The sequence below is a fragment of the Parahaliea maris genome, from assembly GCF_008064665.1.
Classification (GTDB): Bacteria; Pseudomonadota; Gammaproteobacteria; order Pseudomonadales; family Halieaceae; genus Parahaliea; species Parahaliea maris.
Map to the genome: position 1 here is coordinate 253,872 of NZ_VRZA01000005.1, position 17,427 is coordinate 271,298.

General features: G+C 63.8%; 13 protein-coding genes. 10 read left to right on the forward strand and 3 right to left on the reverse strand.

Annotated features, from left to right (window positions below):
• Window positions 1-119: 119 nt before the first annotated feature.
• Both gcvT and FV139_RS15070 read right to left on the reverse strand, forming a co-directional pair.
• The gene (gcvT, locus tag FV139_RS15065) at window positions 120-1,250 is read right to left on the reverse strand and encodes a glycine cleavage system aminomethyltransferase GcvT (protein ID WP_148069285.1); all 1,131 of its coding nucleotides are present in this window, start codon (window positions 1,248-1,250) and stop codon (window positions 120-122) included.
• Between the two features lie 162 nt (window positions 1,251-1,412).
• On the reverse strand, window positions 1,413-2,042 hold the full coding sequence (locus tag FV139_RS15070; protein ID WP_148069286.1) for a helix-turn-helix domain-containing protein: 630 nt from the start codon (window positions 2,040-2,042) through the stop codon (window positions 1,413-1,415).
• Window positions 2,043-2,275: 233 nt separating this feature from the next.
• Here FV139_RS15070 and FV139_RS15075 point away from each other — a divergent pair, with 233 nt between their 5' ends.
• The 4 genes from FV139_RS15075 (at window position 2,276) to gcvP (ending at window position 8,411) form a co-directional block, all read left to right on the forward strand.
• Window positions 2,276-3,661, forward strand: a complete 1,386-nt coding sequence (locus FV139_RS15075) for an L-serine ammonia-lyase (RefSeq protein ID WP_148069287.1) — start codon at window positions 2,276-2,278, stop codon at window positions 3,659-3,661.
• Window positions 3,662-3,698: 37 nt separating this feature from the next.
• Window positions 3,699-5,009, forward strand: a complete 1,311-nt coding sequence (gene glyA / locus FV139_RS15080) for a serine hydroxymethyltransferase (RefSeq protein ID WP_148069288.1) — start codon at window positions 3,699-3,701, stop codon at window positions 5,007-5,009.
• A 62-nt stretch (window positions 5,010-5,071) separates the two neighbouring features.
• Window positions 5,072-5,461 carry a glycine cleavage system protein GcvH gene (gcvH, locus tag FV139_RS15085; RefSeq protein WP_148069289.1) on the forward strand — a complete coding sequence of 130 codons (390 nt, stop codon included), beginning with the start codon at window positions 5,072-5,074 and terminating at the stop codon, window positions 5,459-5,461.
• A 4-nt stretch (window positions 5,462-5,465) separates the two neighbouring features.
• Window positions 5,466-8,411, forward strand: a complete 2,946-nt coding sequence (gcvP, locus tag FV139_RS15090) for an aminomethyl-transferring glycine dehydrogenase (protein ID WP_148069290.1) — start codon at window positions 5,466-5,468, stop codon at window positions 8,409-8,411.
• A 44-nt stretch (window positions 8,412-8,455) separates the two neighbouring features.
• On the opposite strand, the gene FV139_RS15095 is transcribed toward gcvP, so the two are convergent.
• A complete protein-coding gene (locus FV139_RS15095) occupies window positions 8,456-9,292 on the reverse strand; it encodes a LysR family transcriptional regulator (RefSeq protein ID WP_235898663.1) in 837 nt (278 codons plus the stop codon).
• A gap of 636 nt (window positions 9,293-9,928) precedes the next feature.
• Between FV139_RS15095 and FV139_RS15100 the strand changes: the two genes are divergently transcribed.
• From FV139_RS15100 to FV139_RS15125, 6 genes are all read left to right on the forward strand, one after another.
• Entirely contained in the window at window positions 9,929-11,605 is a 1,677-nt protein-coding gene (locus FV139_RS15100) for a M20/M25/M40 family metallo-hydrolase (protein WP_187276571.1), read from the forward strand.
• Between the two features lie 89 nt (window positions 11,606-11,694).
• Entirely contained in the window at window positions 11,695-12,456 is a 762-nt protein-coding gene (locus FV139_RS15105) for an ABC transporter ATP-binding protein (protein ID WP_148069292.1), read from the forward strand.
• A 32-nt stretch (window positions 12,457-12,488) separates the two neighbouring features.
• Window positions 12,489-14,024, forward strand: coding sequence for an ABC transporter permease (locus tag FV139_RS15110; RefSeq protein WP_148069293.1), 1,536 nt, complete (start codon window positions 12,489-12,491; stop codon window positions 14,022-14,024).
• Complete coding sequence (locus FV139_RS15115) at window positions 14,017-14,526, forward strand: hypothetical protein (protein ID WP_148069294.1); 510 nt, start codon at window positions 14,017-14,019, stop codon at window positions 14,524-14,526. The genes FV139_RS15110 and FV139_RS15115 overlap by 8 nt, the downstream gene beginning before the upstream one ends.
• Window positions 14,520-15,941, forward strand: coding sequence for an ABC transporter permease (locus tag FV139_RS15120; RefSeq protein ID WP_148069295.1), 1,422 nt, complete (start codon window positions 14,520-14,522; stop codon window positions 15,939-15,941). Before FV139_RS15115 ends, FV139_RS15120 begins: the two co-directional genes overlap by 7 nt.
• Before the next feature lie 121 nt (window positions 15,942-16,062).
• Entirely contained in the window at window positions 16,063-17,409 is a 1,347-nt protein-coding gene (locus FV139_RS15125; protein ID WP_148069296.1) for an ABC transporter permease, read from the forward strand.
• The last annotated feature ends 18 nt before the right edge of the window (window positions 17,410-17,427 follow it).

Here is a 17,427-nt window from a genome sequence, read left to right on the forward strand (position 1 = left end):
GCTGTTATTTGAACTGTATGCCCGAGGCACAGCGGAAGACTACCCTGCCCCTCGAGGTGGGTAAACAGCCGCTGGCCTGTGGCTGGGATTATACGGTAGTGAGAGCGCTTTAGCCGTGATCAGCCGCGATGGTAGCGCTGGGGCACGAAAGGCATTTTGCTGACCCGCATCGGCAGGCGCTTGCCGCGTACCTCGGCGAACAGCTCGGTATCCAGAGCCGCGCAATCAGCCGTCACGTAGGCCATGGCCACCGGCGCTTCGGCACTGGGCCCGAAAGTCCCGGAGGTCACGGCACCCACCGCGTTACCCTCGGCATCGAAGAGTTCGGTGCCTTCGCGCACCGGGGCACGCCCCTCGCCTACCAGGCCTACCCGCTTGCGCGCCACCTGCTTGGTGGCGATCTGTTCGAGCACCACGTCGGAGCCGATAAAGCCGCCGGGGCGCTCGCCATCGGCGCGACGGGCCTTGCTGATGGCCCAGATCAGGCTCGCCTCGATCGGGGTCGTGGTGGTATCCAGGTCGTGACCGTACAGGCACAGGCCGGACTCGAGACGCAGGGAATCCCGTGCACCGAGGCCGATGGGCTCGACTTCTTCCTGGGCCAGGATTTCACGGACCACTGCGTCGGCCTGGGCGGCAGGAATGGAGATTTCGAAACCGTCCTCACCGGTGTAGCCGGAACGGCTGATGAAACAATCGGCCCCGAGAATCGTCATGCGGCGGGAGTCCATGAACACCATGTCGGCGGTTGCGGGCGCCAGGCGGGCCATGACCGCTGCGGCAGCCGGTCCCTGCAGGGCGACCAGCGCGCGGTCGTCCAGCAGCTCCATGCTGACAGCATCGCCGAGGTGGGCCTCGAGGTGGGCAATGTCCTGGGCCTTGCAGGCTGCGTTGACCACCAGGTACAGGCAATCACCGTAGTTGGTGACCATCAGGTCATCGAGGATGCCGCCCTCGGCATTGGTGAACAAGGCATAGCGCTGCTTGCCTTCGGGCAGGTCGATAATATCTACCGGCACCAGTGCCTCCAGGGCCGCCGCGGCACTCTCGCCACGCAGGTTGAGCTGGCCCATATGCGACACATCGAACAGGCCGGCCTTGTCCCGGGTGTGCAGGTGCTCCTTCTTTACCCCCAGTGGGTATTGAACGGGCATCTCATAGCCGGCGAAGGGCACCATCTTGCCCCCCAGTTCAATGTGAAGGTCGTAAAGAGGGGTTTTCAGCAGATCCCCGGCAGCGTGGTCGGTCATTGTGTTCTCCGCATTCAATCAATAACACCCGCTCACAGGCACACGAATATGGGAGCGGGGGTCCGGTGGCAATACGTTCAATGGCAGGCGGTCATGAGACCGCCATGTTTCCAATAGGAAACAAAAGTAGCGGATCAGCTCCGCCAATGCAAACACTTCGGCTCAGGCCGTCACCCACAACACCACCGCATCTTCCTCACTGGTAGAGGTCAGGGCGTGGCCCATCTCGCAATCATAGTAGGCGCTGTCGCCGGTAAACAGCTCTATGGGCTCGTAGAACTCCGTATAGAACATGATGCTGCCAGCGAGGACGTACAGGAACTCCTCTCCCCCGTGGCGCACCCAGTCACCGTACTCGTCAAACGAACGCGCGCGCACTGCGGTTCGATAGGGCAGCATTTTCTTCTGCCGCAGCTGGTTTGCGAGCATTTCGTGCTCGTAGGTGGGCGTCGGGTGCGGCTCACCCTCGCCGGCCCGGGTAATATCGCGGCGGCCGCCGGAACTGCGCCGCTCGACAGGCTGGGCAAACAGTTGCGGGATGTCGATTCCAAGCCCTTTCACCAGCTTGTTGACGGCGCTGAAGGTAGGCGAGATCTGCTCGTTTTCGATCTTCGACAGGGTGGAGCGCGCCAGGCCGGTCAATTTGCTGGCCTCTTCCAGGGTCAGGTTCTGGCTCAGCCGGATCTCGCGCACCCGCTTGCCCAGTTGCAGGGGCTCCACCATGGCCTCGGCCCGCTTGCGCTGTACCATCAGCCCTTCCTGCTCCTGTAAAAAATGTGGCTGATCCGGCATTTTCCTCTCCCGCTCCTCACCCGTCGGCTCCGGGCGCAATGCTATCGCAGCTGCGCGCCGCCACCTAGTTCCAATATGAGGCACAGTGTACACCAGTACGCACCAAAAGTTTCCTATTGGAAATTTTTGTTGCGCATCGGAACTCTCATTGCTAGCCTGTCACTCTCCCCCACGGCCCGCGGCTTCTGTCCGGGTCGTTTTTTATCACCGGGCTTTGGAAGAGATCCAGTGGCATGACCCTCAGTATTTTCGACCTGTTCAAGATTGGCGTGGGGCCTTCATCGTCCCACACCGTCGGCCCGATGGTCGCCGCCAATCGCTTTCTCGAAGAGCTGGCGGAGCGCCGGCACCTGCCAACGGTATGCGGCATCCGGGCACACCTGTACGGCTCTCTGGCCATGACAGGTCTCGGGCACGCCACGGACACTGCCGTGATCGTGGGGCTTCTCGGAGAAACCCCCGAAGACGTCGACGCCCGCCAGATTCCCGACTACCTGGCCGAGATCGAGCGCAGTGGTACCCTGCCACTCGCCGGATGCCACCCCGTCCCGTTCCGGGCCTCGGAACACCTGCGCTTCCACCACGGCGACAACCTGCCCAAGCACCCCAATGGCCTGCGGCTGGAAGCCCTGGACGAGGCCGGGCTCATTCTCTACAGCAACGTGTACTATTCGGTGGGCGGCGGCTTTGTCCTCAGCTGCGCGGAGGCCGACGCCTCGGGGCGGGGTGTCGCCACTGCACCGGTGGCGGTGACCTACCCCTTCCACGATGCCCGCTCCCTGTTGCAGCAGGCCGACGACCACGGGTTGACCATTGCCGATCTGGTGCTCGCCAACGAGGCGGCATTCCGCAGCGAAGAAGCGACGCGCGAAGGGCTGGCACGCCTGTGGCAGACCATGGACGAATGTATTCGCCTCGGCTGCAAGGCCACCGGCAACCTGCCCGGCGGACTCAACATCCCCCGGCGAGCCAACCAACTCTACCGCGAACTGCGCCGACAACCGGAGCGGGGGTTGAGCGACCAGCTCACCGTGATGGACTGGATCAACCTGTACGCCATGGCCGTCAACGAGCAGAACGCCGCCGGCGCACGGGTGGTGACCGCACCGACCAATGGTGCCGCCGGCGTGATACCGGCGGTACTGGCCTACTACGACCGCTTCGTTCCCGGCAGCAACGCCGAGGGCATCAACACCTTCCTGGCGACGGCCGCCGCCATTGGCATGCTGTACAAGCACAACGCCTCTATCTCAGCGGCGGAAGTGGGCTGCCAGGGTGAAATTGGCGTGGCCTGCTCCATGGCCGCCGCCGCCCTCTGTGCCGTGCTGGGCGGCGACAACCAGCAGATCGAGAACGCGGCTGAAATTGGCATGGAACACAACCTGGGCCTGACCTGCGACCCGATTGCGGGACTGGTGCAGGTGCCCTGTATCGAACGCAACACCATGGGGGCAGTGAAGGCCATCAACGCCGCCCGCCTGGCGCTGCGCGGCACTGGAGAGCACCACGTATCGCTGGATGCCGTCATCCGCACCATGCACCAGACCGGCCTCGACATGCAGGCCAAGTACAAGGAAACCGCCACCGGCGGGCTGGCCGTCAATACGGTTGCCTGCTGAAGCGAACTTCGAGAATTCACGCCGGAGACAACAGATTATGACCACTGACACCACCACCGCGGCCTACCCCTCCCCCACCTGTGCCGACTTCTTCACCCGGGACCTGGCCAGCGCCGACCCGGCCATCCAGGCCGCCGTCAGCGAAGAGTCGCGCCGCCAGGCGGACGGCATCGAACTGATCGCCTCGGAAAACATCGTGTCCCGCGCGGTCATGGAAGCCCAGGGCACCTGCCTGACCAACAAATACGCCGAGGGCTACCCCGGCCGTCGCTACTACGGCGGCTGTGAATTCGCCGACCAGGCCGAAGCCCTGGCCATCGAGCGCGCCCGGGAACTGTTCGGCTGCAGCTTCGTCAATGTCCAGCCCCACTCCGGCGCCCAGGCGAATGGCGCGGTGATGCTGGCCCTGCTGCAACCGGGCGATACCATCCTGGGGATGTCACTCGATGCCGGCGGCCACCTCACCCACGGCGCGCGGCCGGCGCAGTCGGGCAAGTGGTTCAACGCCGTGCAGTACGGCGTGTCCCCGGAGACCCAACGCATCGACTACGATGCAGTGGAAGCCCTGGCTGTCGAGTGCCAGCCGAAGATGATCATCGCCGGTGGCTCCGCGATTCCCCGCGAGATCGATTTCGCCCGCTTCCGGACCATTGCCGATCGCGTCGGCGCCTACCTGATGGTGGATATGGCCCATATCGCCGGCCTGGTCGCCACCGGGGCCCACCCGAGCCCCCTGCCCCACGCCGACGTGGTGACCACCACCACTCATAAAACCCTGCGCGGCCCGCGCGGCGGCATGATTCTCAGCAATGACATGGAGCTGGGCAAGAAAATCAACTCCGCCGTGTTCCCCGGCCTCCAGGGCGGCCCGCTGATGCACGTCATTGCGGCCAAGGCCGTGGCCCTGGGCGAAGCGCTGCAGCCCGCCTTCGGCACCTATATCGACCAGGTCGTCAGTAACGCCCGGGCCCTCGCCGAGGTGATGGTCGAACGCGGCTGCGACATCGTTACCGGTGGCACCGACACCCACCTGATGCTGGTGGACCTGCGCCCCCGCGGCCTCAAGGGCAACCAGGTCGAGCAGGCCCTGGAGCGCGCCGGCATTACCTGCAACAAGAACGGCATTCCGTTCGACCCCGAGAAACCGGCGATCACCTCCGGCATTCGTCTGGGCACTCCGGCGGGCACCACCCGCGGCTTCGGTGTTGAGGAATTCCGCCTGGTCGGCCACCTGATCAGCGACGTCCTCGACGCGCTGCAGGCCAACCCGGAAGGTGACGAGCAGGTCGAAGCCAAAGTGCGCGAACAGGTCCAGGCGCTGTGTGCGCGTTTCCCCCTGTACCGCTAAACGTTACAACGCCAGATCACGCCTATTCTTTACGTCTCTTCTTTACGGACAAGGACAGCAACATGAGCGAAACGCCCACTGAACTGAAGTACACCAGCACCCATGAATGGCTGCGGGAAAACAGCGACGGCACGGTGACCGTTGGTATCAGCGATCACGCCCAGGAGTTACTGGGGGATGTCGTGTTTGCCGAACTGCCGGAGGCAGGACAGCAGATTGGCCAGGGAGAACAGCTCGCCATGCTGGAATCGGTAAAAGCCGCGTCCGACGTATATGCGCCGGTGAGTGGCGAAGTGGTCGAGGTAAACAGCGCGCTGGAAGACGCTCCGGAACTGGTAAACGAGGCCTGTTACACAGAGGGCTGGCTGGTGACCCTGCGGGCGAGCGACCCGGAGGAATTCGGGCAACTGCTCGACGCAGACGCCTATCTCAGCAGCACCGCGGAGGACTGACAGCATGAACGCCCCTGCCACCGACACCCAGCCAGCGGCCCACGCCGCCACCGATACCTCCACACTCGCCCTGTCGGCACTGGAAGACCGCGACGCCTTTACCCGGCGGCACATCGGGGCCGGAACCGCCGACCAGGACGCCATGCTCGCAGCGCTGGGGGTGAACTCACTCGACCAGCTGATCAGCGAGACAGTGCCCGCCAGTATCCTGCTGCAGGACGCCCTCTCCATGGACGAGGGTTGCACCGAGGTAGAAGCGCTGGCAGCCCTGCAGGCAGTGGCGGCAAAAAACCAGGTCGCCAAAAGCTACATCGGCATGGGCTACCACAATACCCACGTGCCCCCGGTCATCCTGCGCAACGTACTGGAAAACCCCGCCTGGTACACGGCCTACACGCCCTACCAGCCGGAAATTGCCCAGGGCCGCCTGGAGGCCCTGCTGAACTTCCAGCAGCTGGTTATGGACCTGACCGGCATGGAGATGGCCAATGCCTCCCTGCTGGATGAGGCCACCGCGGCAGCGGAGGCCATGGCCCTGTGCAAGCGTTCCAACCGCAAGAAGAGCGACGTGTACTTTGTCGCCGATGACGTTCACCCCCAGACCATCGACGTCATAAAAACCCGGGCGGAATATTTTGATATCGACGTCGTGGTCGGCAACCCGCTGGAGCTCGACCAGCACGACGTGTTTGGCGTGCAGCTGCAATATCCCGGCACCTACGGCGATATCAGCGACCTGAAGCAACTCATCTCCGGGGCCCACCAGCAGCAGGCCATGGTATCGGTAGCAGCAGATCCCCTGGCGCTGGTGCTGCTGGAATCCCCCGGCAGCATGGGCGCCGACGTGGTGCTGGGCTCGCTGCAGCGCTTCGGAGTACCGATGGGCTTTGGCGGTCCCCACGCCGCGTTCTTTGCCACCAGCGACAAGCTCAAGCGCTCGGTGCCCGGACGCATTATCGGCGTATCCGTCGACACCCGGGGCAACCAGGCCCTGCGCATGGCCATGCAAACCCGCGAGCAACACATTCGCCGGGAGAAGGCCACCTCCAACATCTGCACCGCCCAGGCCCTGCTGGCCAACATGGCGAGTTTCTATGCGGTCTACCACGGCCCCGAGGGGCTGCGTAAAATCGCCGAACGCACCCACCGCCTGACCGCCATCCTCGCCACCGGACTACTGCGCAAGGGGCTGACCTGCAACAGCAGCTACTTCGACACCCTCACCCTCGACCTGGGTGGAGAGCGCGAGGCCATCTACCAGCGCGCGCTGGCAGCGGGCTGTAATTTCCGCCCGGTGGGCGATGCCCGACTGGGCATCAGCCTGGATGAAACCAGCACCGCGGCGGACGTACAGGAGCTGTTCGACCTGCTGCTGGGCAGCGAGCACGGGCTCGACCTCAACGCCATCGACGCCGAACTTGCCGGCGGCACAATCGCCACCGGCATCAGCGCCAGCCAGCGCCGCGGCGACGCGATCCTGCAGCACCCGACCTTCAACCGCTATCACAGCGAAACGGAGATGCTGCGCTACATGAAGGCGCTGGAAAACCGGGACTACTCACTGGTGCACGGGATGATCCCCCTCGGCTCCTGCACCATGAAGCTGAATGCGACCGCCGAGATGATTCCCATTACCTGGCCGGCATTTGCCAACGTCCACCCCTTCGCACCGGAGTCACAGACCGCCGGCTATCGCGAGATGTTCACCGAGCTCGAAGCCCTGCTGGTGGAGATCACCGGTTACGACGCCATCTCCCTGCAGCCGAACTCCGGCGCCCAGGGCGAGTACGCGGGCCTGCTGGCCATCCGTAAATACCAGGAATCCATCGGTCAGGCACAGCGCAATATCTGCCTGATTCCCGCTTCAGCCCACGGCACCAATCCCGCGTCCGCCGCCATGATGGGGATGAAAGTGGTGATCGTGGAATGCGACGGCGAGGGCAACGTCAGCATTGACGACCTGCAAACCAAGGCCGAGCGCCACGCCGACGACCTCAGCTGCCTGATGATTACCTATCCGTCCACCCACGGTGTGTTCGAGCAGAACATCGTGGAGATCTGCGACATCGTGCACGCCAACGGTGGCCAGGTGTACATGGATGGCGCCAACATGAACGCCCAGGTGGGCCTGTCCAAGCCGGGCCTGATGGGCTCGGATGTCTCCCACCTCAACCTGCACAAGACCTTCGCCATTCCCCACGGCGGCGGCGGCCCCGGCATGGGCCCGATTGGTGTGAAGAGCCACCTGGCCCCCTTCCTGCCCGGACACAGTGTGACCGACGTACCCAATCTGGCTACCCAGAACGGCGCGGTATCCGCCTCCCCCTTCGGTTCCGGCGCGATTCTGCCCATCAGCTACCTGTACATCCGCATGCTGGGCCAGCAGGGGCTCCGACACTCGACCGAGGTCGCCATCCTCGCCGCCAACTACCTGGCACTCAAGCTGGGCGAGCAATACCCGATCCTCTACCGCGGCCGCAACGGCCGGGTGGCTCACGAGTGCATCGTCGATGTGCGGCCGTTGAAGGAGTCCTGCGGGGTTACCGAGGAAGATATCGCCAAGCGACTGATGGACTACGGTTTCCACGCGCCTACCATGTCCTTCCCGGTGCCCGGCACCTTGATGATCGAGCCGACCGAGTCCGAGTCCCTCGCGGAACTGGATCGCTTTATCGAAGCGATGACGGGGATTCGCCAGGAGATTGCCCGGGTGGAATCCGGCGAATGGGCCATCGAGGTGAGCCCCCTGCGCCAGGCACCACACACCCAGGCGGACCTGCGCGCGGCCTGGGACCGCCCCTACTCCATCGAGCAGGGCCTGTTCCCAACGGCCGCCACCCGCAGCAACAAGTTCTGGCCGAGCGCCAACCGCATCGACAATGTCTACGGCGATCGCAACTTCTTCTGCAGCTGCCCGCCGGTAGCGAGTTACGAAGACGACGGCCAGTAACAAGCCTCACCGCACTGGCGCTACGCCAGTGCGGGCTTCACCACTCAGTGCGTCACCAGGTAATCGGCGATCGTTTCCGCCAGCAGTGATACCGCCGTCGAGGCCGGTGCATGGGGCGTGATGAGGTTGATACCCACCGAGCCGAGATCGGGAAGCTGGCGGGACGACTCCAGTACCCGCAGTTTGGTCGGCACAGTACTGCGCGCGAGTACAGTCACCCCGAGCCCTGCCTCCACCGCAGCCTCAATACCCGTAAGGTCGGGAATGGTGTAAACCACCCGTGCATTGATGTGATTTTCCGTCAGTACCTGTTCCGCCCGGGCGCGGTATATACAGGGCACCGGCGCCGCCACCAGCGGCACCTCATCGTACTGGCGCATATCAAAATCATCACTACCCACCCAGACCAGCGACTCGGTCTTCAGATAACCCGGCTGCTGGGAATTGGGCCATTCCTGCAGCGCCAGTATCAGGTCGTAACGGGAAGGGTCCTGCAGCAGGTCCTTGCTCAGCACACACTGCACATCCAGGGCGACCTGGGGATAGGCGGCGCTGAACTGGCCGAGGATGCGCGGCATGAGCACAACGGCGAATTCGCTGGGAATACCCAGCCGCAACTTGCCGGACACGCTGGGGTTGATGAACTCACTGATCGCCTGGTCGTTGAGTTCGATAATTCGCAGGCTGTACTGGAGCAGTCGCTTGCCTGCGCCGGTGAGCTCCAGGCGGGCACTGTCCCGCAAGATCAGTTTGTCCCCCACCAGCTCTTCCAGCTTGCGGATATGCTGGCTGATCGCGGGTTGGGTCCTGCCGAGGCGTTCCGCGGCGAGGGTGTAGCTCCCCAGCTCCACAATTGAGACAAAGGAGCGAAGGCAGTCCATCGGCAGGTTCCGTATACCCTGTTTCACCAAGGTGCTTTCCCCTCCTCCGGCATGGCCCGCACCGCTTCAGGGCGCACAACGCACCAGATCTGCAAGCCGGGCGTTTTTGCCGCCCAATTCAGGGGCATCGGTTCATACATTCAATCTCTCCATACGCATCCGCCAACCTGCTTATCCAGCGCGAAAATGCGAGAAAGGCACCATGATATTAGTCAATGTTATGGGAGGATCAGGATTATTGATTCGGCTGTTTCCACCACAGCCGATATGCTTTTGGTGCCCCAATTCAATTTCTCCCCGGGCCCTCCCCTTCTTCCCTGAAAAAACCCGAATTGGCCTGTTGCTTGCAGTGCTCCCTGTATCGAGAGCCGGGAACGTAAACCGGCAACGGGGAACGCAACCTGTACGCAAGCCCACAGAAGCGCTTGCAACTGCGCATGCAGAAACATTGCCAGTGACGACACAAGACGGCGCTGATTCTCGCCCTGGCGTCACGCCACTTACATGCCTACAGGATACCGCAGAATTACTGCCGGGATTGCACTGGTTCCACGGATTTTTTTCAGGCCTAGCGGAGAATCCGGGTCATTCCCGAACGCTCCGCGGCCCTCACTTGAAAACCAGGAGTTGCAGTTGATGAGATTTCCGAGCTTACCCACCCGCATCGCCACAGGCCTCGCCCTGAGCGGTGCCCTGTTTCTGAGCGCCTGCGGCCAGGAAGATAAGGCGCCCGTCGCGGCCGCCCCGGCGACGGCAGAAGCGACGCCAGTCGCCGCTCCCCCCAGCAGCAAACCTTCGCTGGGCGTACGCCCGGTTGCGGATGAAGAAATCTCGATCGACATGTCAGCTGTGCACAACCCGGAGCTGGCGGAGATTTTCGACTACATCGACGCCAACATCGACGACCACGTGGTCAATCTGCAAAAGTGGATTCAACAGCCGAGTATCTCCAATACCGGTGAAGGCATGCAGGAGTCCGCTTTCATGGTCAAGGGCTTCTTCGACCAGTTGGGCTGCCAGAAAACCAAGGTCTACGAGCCGGGGATGACCGAGTGGGGTACCCAGGCCAACCCGGTGGTATACGCCCACTGTGACGAGGGTGCGGAAAAGACCCTGGTGCTGTACTGGATGTACGACACCATGCCCGTCACCCAGCCCGACCTGTGGAAGTCTCCACCCTTCGAAGCCCGGCTGGTGGAGCAGGAACCCTTCAAGAAGGTGTTGATTGGCCGCGGTGCAACCAACTCCAAGGGGCCGCAGATGGTGCAGCTGAATGCGTTCATGGCGATGAAAGCGGTTACCGGCAAGCTGCCGGTGAACCTCATCTTTGTTGCCGAGGGCGACGAGGAGCGCATGTCCACCGGTTACCGCAAATTCGTGCGCGACCATCCCGAGCTGTTTGAAGGCGCCGACGCCATGTATCGCTTCGGTTTCCAGGGCAGCATGAGCGCTGGCTCAGAGGGCAGCGTGTTCGTGGAACTCATCACCGACGGCGCCAAGTGGGGCAAGGGCCCGAACCGCAGCAATATCCATGGCGGCTACAAACGCGCCGTTGATGCGCCGGCGTGGCGTCATATCAAGATGCTCTCCACCCTGGTGGACGAAACCGGCAACAAGGTGATGATCGATGGCTTCTACGACGACATCGTCCCGCTCTCCGAGGAGGAAGAAGCGCTGCTCGCCAAGAATGCCGAGCGCGTGAAACTCGACGTGGCGGCACAAAATCTCGGGGTTGCGCGCTTCATTGCCGACGACCCGGAGACTTTCCTGAAGATGGCCCGCTACGGCACCTCAATGAACCTCGACGGCATCTGGGCGGGCAACATGTTCGAGGGCGGCTCCGGCGCCATCCTGCCCAACCGCATCGTGTCCAAGCACAACTTCCGCTACGTGCCCAACCAGGACGGCATGGACATTGTCGACAAACTGCGCAAGCACCTGGACAAGCACGGCTACGAGGACGTGGAGATCAATGTGGTCGGCGATGTGCCCTGGGCCAAGCGCAGCTATGACAACGAACTGGCCGATGCCGTGCGCGATATGTACAACGCCTTCAACATCGAGTTCGACGACCCGCTCAGCGACGTCACCTCCATGCTGGGCGGTTACTGGCCCGCCTACCTGTTCGCCGGCGACGTCCTGGATATCCCGATTGTCAGCGGCGTAGCCGGTGTCGGCGGCAATGCCCACGCGGCCAACGAGTACTTCGTGATCGAAGGGGCCAAGAAAATCTACGGTATGGCCGGAGGGGAGAAATCCGTCGCCATGATCCTGTACAACTACGCGGGCCTGAACAAACCCGCCGCGGAGTAATCTGCGAATTCTCCAACCTCAACCCCCCGCCGCCGGCAGGCGGCGGGGGATTGACTCGCCACTCTCTCCACTAACTACAGGACAACAGCATGCCCGTCATTTCATTGCAGAACCTGAAGAAGTCGTACGCTCTGGGCGATAACACCGTGCACGCACTGCGCGGGGTTTCCCTGGATATCGAGGAAGGTGAGTTTGTGGCGATCACTGGACCCTCCGGGTCCGGCAAGTCCACCATGATGCATATTCTCGGCTGCCTGGACCGCCCTACAGAAGGGCACTACCTGCTCGGCGGGGAGGACGTGTCCAACCTGAGCCGCGACGCGCTCGCGGATATCCGCAATCGGCAAATCGGCTTCGTGTTCCAGGGCTTCAACCTCCTGCCGCGCACCACAGCTGTGGAAAATGTCGAAGTTCCCCTGCTCTACTCCCGGCCCCTGTTACCGGCGGCAGAGCGTCGGCAGCGCGCCCTGGAAGCCCTCGACAGCCTCGGCCTGTCCCAGCGCGCCGACCACCACCCCAGCCAGCTTTCAGGTGGGCAACAGCAACGCGTGGCCATTGCCCGGGCCCTGGTCAACAAGCCCTCGCTGATTCTGGCGGACGAGCCCACCGGTAACCTGGATACCAAAACCAGTATCGAAGTGATGCGCCTGCTGCAGAACCTGCGCGAATCACTGGGTATCACCATCGTGCTCATTACCCACGAACCGGAAATCGCCGCCTACGGTACCCGCATTATTGCCGTTCGCGACGGCGAGATCGTCAGTGATGTCGCCAATACCCCAACCCCCATGGAGCATGTCGAAGAGGACCAGGAGCAAAGCGAGCCGGCTCTGGCTGCCGCGAACGCCTGAACCGCACGACTTTCTATACACGAGACCGCTCTATGGGATTTTCCCGGCATTACTTTTCGGTGGCACTGCGGGCGCTATTGCGCAACCGCGCCCAGGCTGCGCTGGCGGTACTGGGTGTGTGCATCGGCGTCGGCGCACTGGTGACCAGCCTGGCGCTCGGCCGCGGCGCCCAGGAGGCCATTGCCGACCAGCTGCTGGCAGCCGGGGCCAACATGATCGTGGTCACCGCCGGCAACTACCAGGCCGGCCGCTCCCACGACTACACGGCGCCGGCGGACCACGCCAGCCTGCTGCACCAATCGGGCCACTATTACGTGGCCAACCTGCGCCGCCAGGGCCCCGCCCTGTCCAGCGCCCTGTTCAACCCGGCGGACAATTTCCTGTTCCGCCCGGTACATTTTGAAAACGACCCAATGGCGGTACACGACCACCCCACCGCCAAGGAACGCCTGGGCGATACCATGGCCGGGCTCGGCGCCGCAGCCACCCTCACCATCGAAGACGCCAGGGCCATTCGCGACAGCATCCCCGGCGTGCACCTGGTGGTCTCCGGGGTCCACGAAAACGCGCGCCTGACGGTCGAAAATGCACCGAAGCAGCGCTGGCTGACCCGGATGCATGGCACTGAGGAACAACTGCCCGAAGTACGGCCCGGCTGGAGCCTGCCCTACGGGCGTTTCTTTAACCGCAACGAGGTCGACGACAGCGCCCAGGTGCTGGTGCTGGGCCGGGTGGCCGCGGAGCGCCTGTTCGGCGCCGGCGTCGACCCCGTCGGCGAAACGGTACTGCTGTGGAACCAGCCCTTCGAGGTGGTGGGCGTCGTTGACAGCCGCAGCTGGGCCAGCACACCGGCAGTGGGCGACGACCAGTTCGATGCCTTCTACGTGCCGGTGACCACGGTGCACCAACTGCTCAACCTGAGCATGCTCAACACCATCACCGTCACCACCCGGGCCATCGAGGGCACCTCACAGGTGGCGGACCAGATCCAGACCCTGTTGCGGGACCGCCACGGCATCACCGAGAGCATGCCCGATGACTTCACGGTCAAGTCCCAGGCGGAACAGGTACTGGGCAAGGGGCTGTCGCCGGATATTGCCCGCATCGTCAGTGGCAATCTCGCGCGGGTAGATGACCTGACCGTGGCGCAACTCTCCGGATCACTGCAACGCACCAACCGCACCATGCTGGCCCTGCTCGCCGGTGTGGCCGCCGTTTCCCTGCTGGTGGGTGGTATCGGGGTGATGAACCTGCTGCTGCTGTCCGTGACCCAGCGCACCCGCGAGATAGGCCTGCGCATGGCCCTGGGTGCCAGGCCCAATGCCATCGCCACCCAGTTTCTGATCGAGTCCCTGCTGCTCAGCCTTTGCGGCGGCGTTCTCGGCGCCCTGCTGGGCCTCATTTCCGCTTCCAGCCTGGAAGGGGTTCTGCAGTGGTCCACCGTGGTTTCGCCGCTGTCCACCGTGCTCGCCATTGGCGTGGCTGCGCTGCTCGGCATCGCTGCCGGCGTGTATCCCGCCACCAAGGCCTCGCGCCTCGACCCGATAGGAGCGCTGCACCATGAATAGCGCCGCAACCCGCGCTGCGGAGCGCAAGGGAGATTCCGCACTCGCACTGATCCTGCTGTTGCTCCTGCTGCTGACCGCACCCGGCGGCGAGGCCCACGAGGATGAGGAACACGGCGCCAGCGACGCCCGCCACGGCGGTTACGTGATGATGCACAACGACTTGCACTTCGAACTGGTACTGACGCCGGGCGGTGAACTACAGCTCTACTACAGCGACGCCCGCCGAGCCGAACTGCCGGCTATCGTGGTTTCCGACGTCGCCATCGAAGTGGACCGCAATGGTGAGGCGGCGGAGTTTGTCGCCCTGCAGATCAGCCCCGGCGGCGATTTCTGGCTAGGCCAGGCACAGCCTGTCACCCGGCCGGACACCATCATTCGTATCGGCTTTGTGTTCCAGGGCGATCCCTTACTGGTGGAAGTGCCCGCCAGCGCCTTCCTGCAGCCGCCTCCCGTCATGAGTGCCGGCCTTTACCTTTCCCCAGAGCGAGTGAGCAGATGCTGATCAATCTACACACAGCCACCCGGGCCTTGCGCCAAAACCGCTTGCAGGCCGCCCTGACACTCTGCGGCATGAGTATCGGGGTAGCGATGGTAGTGATCGTGTCCGGTCTCGGCCGCGGCGCGCAACTGCAGATCGAGTCCCAGATCGAGAGCGCCGGCCCCACCCTCATCAGTGTCCGTTCGGGCAACTTCTCTACCGCCGCCGTCACGGGCAACGGCGAGCAGGACAGCAGCGGCGGTGAAGTCTCCCAGGGCCCGGTCGACCCCTTTGGCCTCCAGACTGATCCGATCAGCGACGCGGCCCCCGTCACGCCGGTGACCGTGCGCAAAACCCGCCATCGCTCACCTGCCTGGCCCCTGACCCAGGCCGAAGTGGACGCCATCGCCAGCCAGGTTGAGGATGTGCGCTCGGTCGCTGCCAGTGTCGCCGGCAACGTGAGCCTCGACGAGCAGCCCCAGCTGCGCATTCGGGTTGCGCGAGTCCACGGGTTCCAGACCGACTGGGAGGTCATGAGTGGCTGGAAAGTCTTGCGGGGGCGTATGGTAACAGCCCAGGAGCACGCTGCCGGAACCCCGGTCATGCTGGTCAGCCCGGCAGTAGCGCAACGCCTGTGGCCGGATCAGGACCCCCTGTTACAACAGCTGTCATTCGCCGGACAGGACGTTGCCGTGGTCGGGGTCGTGGACATCGAGGACGAAAGCAGCTCCATCGTGGTGCCCACCGTGCACGTGCCCATGACCCTGGCCCAGCAACTGCTGGATGGCCAGTCCTTTGATGAGATAAACGTCCGCAGCCGCTCGGTCGCCACGACCAGCGGTGTCGCCCAGGCCATCCGCCGGGTGTTGCGGGAGCAACGCCAGCTGGCGGACGACACCTTTGACGATTTCCGTGTCACCACCCAGAGCACCTCCTCCATGCCCAGCCTGGGTACCGACCCCCGGCTGTCTCGCGCGGTTCACGCCAACCTCGTAGAGCTGGAAAAGGTGTCCTGGGAAGAGATGGCCGCCAGCCTGCGTCAGGCCGGTCGGACTTTTACCCTGTTGCTCACCGGCGCGGCTGCCGTTTCCCTGCTCGTCGGTGGCATCGGCGTCATGAATATCATGCTGGTTTCGGTGGTCGCACGCACCCGGGAGATCGGCCTGCGTCTCGCCCTCGGCGCACGTATGCAGGACATCATGCTGCAGTTTATCGCCGAGGCCGTAACGCTCGCCGTTGCCGGTGGCTGCCTCGGGCTGGTACTGGGCTACCTGGGCCTGCTGGTGGCCCAGCAGAGTTTTCACTGGGCCGCCGTACTGGAGCCGGCCATGGTGATGGCAGCGCTGGTGATGGCGATGCTGACCGGCATTGTGTTCGGCTACGGCCCCGCCCGCCGCGCCGCCCGGCTGGACCCGGTGGTGGCGCTAAAAGCCGAGTAGCGGCGGTGAATTGGTAAAAGCCGAGTAGCGGCGGTGAACTCACAAGAGCCGAGTAGTCTTCTTTCCCAACCCGGTCCACCAGTGAAGGTGTCGGGCCGAATTCTGATGCAGGAGTAAAACGATGTTTGCGACGATGCCAGTTAACTTCCGCCTGGCGCTCCGGTCCCTGAACCGGAACCGGATGCGTACCCTGCTGACGATGCTCGGGATCATCATTGGCGTGGCAGCGGTGCTGACCATGGTCGCCCTCGGCACCGGCGCACGCGGGTCGGTAGAGGGCGAGATCACCTCCGCCGGCACCAACCTGGTGTTCGTCAAGGCCGGCAACTACACCCGGGGCGGTGAAAGCGTCGGTATTGTCGCCGGACGCGGTGCCGCCACCAGCCTGGTGCCGGCCGACGCCGAGGCCATCGTCGAACAGGTCGACGGCGTCCTCGCGGTGAGCCCGGGCGTGGCGGTACGCACCTTCCTGACCAGTGGCGAGGCCAGGGCCTTCGCCAGGGTCCAGGGCATTGCCCCGGCGTACGCCGAAATGTATTCCTGGAATATCAGCCCGGGCCGCATGTTCTCCAACAGCGATACCAGCGACGCCATATTGGGCCGGGCACTGGCGGACCAGCTGTTCGGGGCCGGCAGCGACCCGGTGGGCCAGGTGCTGAGTATACGCAACCATTCATTCACCGTGATCGGCGTCACCGACGGCCAGGCCGATGATCACGCCGATGTCGTGTTCGTACCCTGGGCCACGCTGCAGGGCGTCCTTGGCCTCGGTCACATCGAGAGTATTACCCTCGCAGCGGAAAAAGCGGGCGAGGCCTCCAGAATCCAGGCCGAGATCACCAACCTGCTGCGCCTGCGGCACGGGATCAGCGACGGCAGCGCCGAAACGCAGGACGGCTATCTCGCTGCCCAGAGCAGCGTGGGCGGTATCCCCGATGATTTCACCGTGGAGACCCAGGCCGCCCAGGCCCTGACCCGCGGGCTCTACACCCCGGCGGCCGCCTTCGCCCTGGCCAACCTGCCCAAACTCGACGAGGTCACCCTGGACGAGATGTCCGACACCCTGGACAAGGCGAGTAACACCATGACCGCCCTGCTGGCGAGTATCGCCGGCGTTTCCCTGGTGGTGGGTGGAATCGGCATCATGAACATCATGCTGGTCTCGGTCACCGAACGCACCCGCGAAATCGGACTGCGCATGGCCGCCGGCGCCCGCTCAGCCGATGTCGCACTGCAGTTCCTGGTGGAGGCCATCACCCTCAGCCTGCTCGGCGGGTTGATCGGCCTGGTCACCGGAATACTGTGCGCCCAGGCGATTGGCTGGTCCCTCGGCTGGCCCGCTGAAGTTCCCCTTGCTGCCATGGCTCTGGCCATTGGCATCGCCGGCGCGGTCGGTTTGCTGTTCGGCAGCTATCCCGCACGCCGTGCCTCCCTGCTCGACCCGATAGATGCACTGCGGACGGAATAACGGGAACTCACCGTCTCC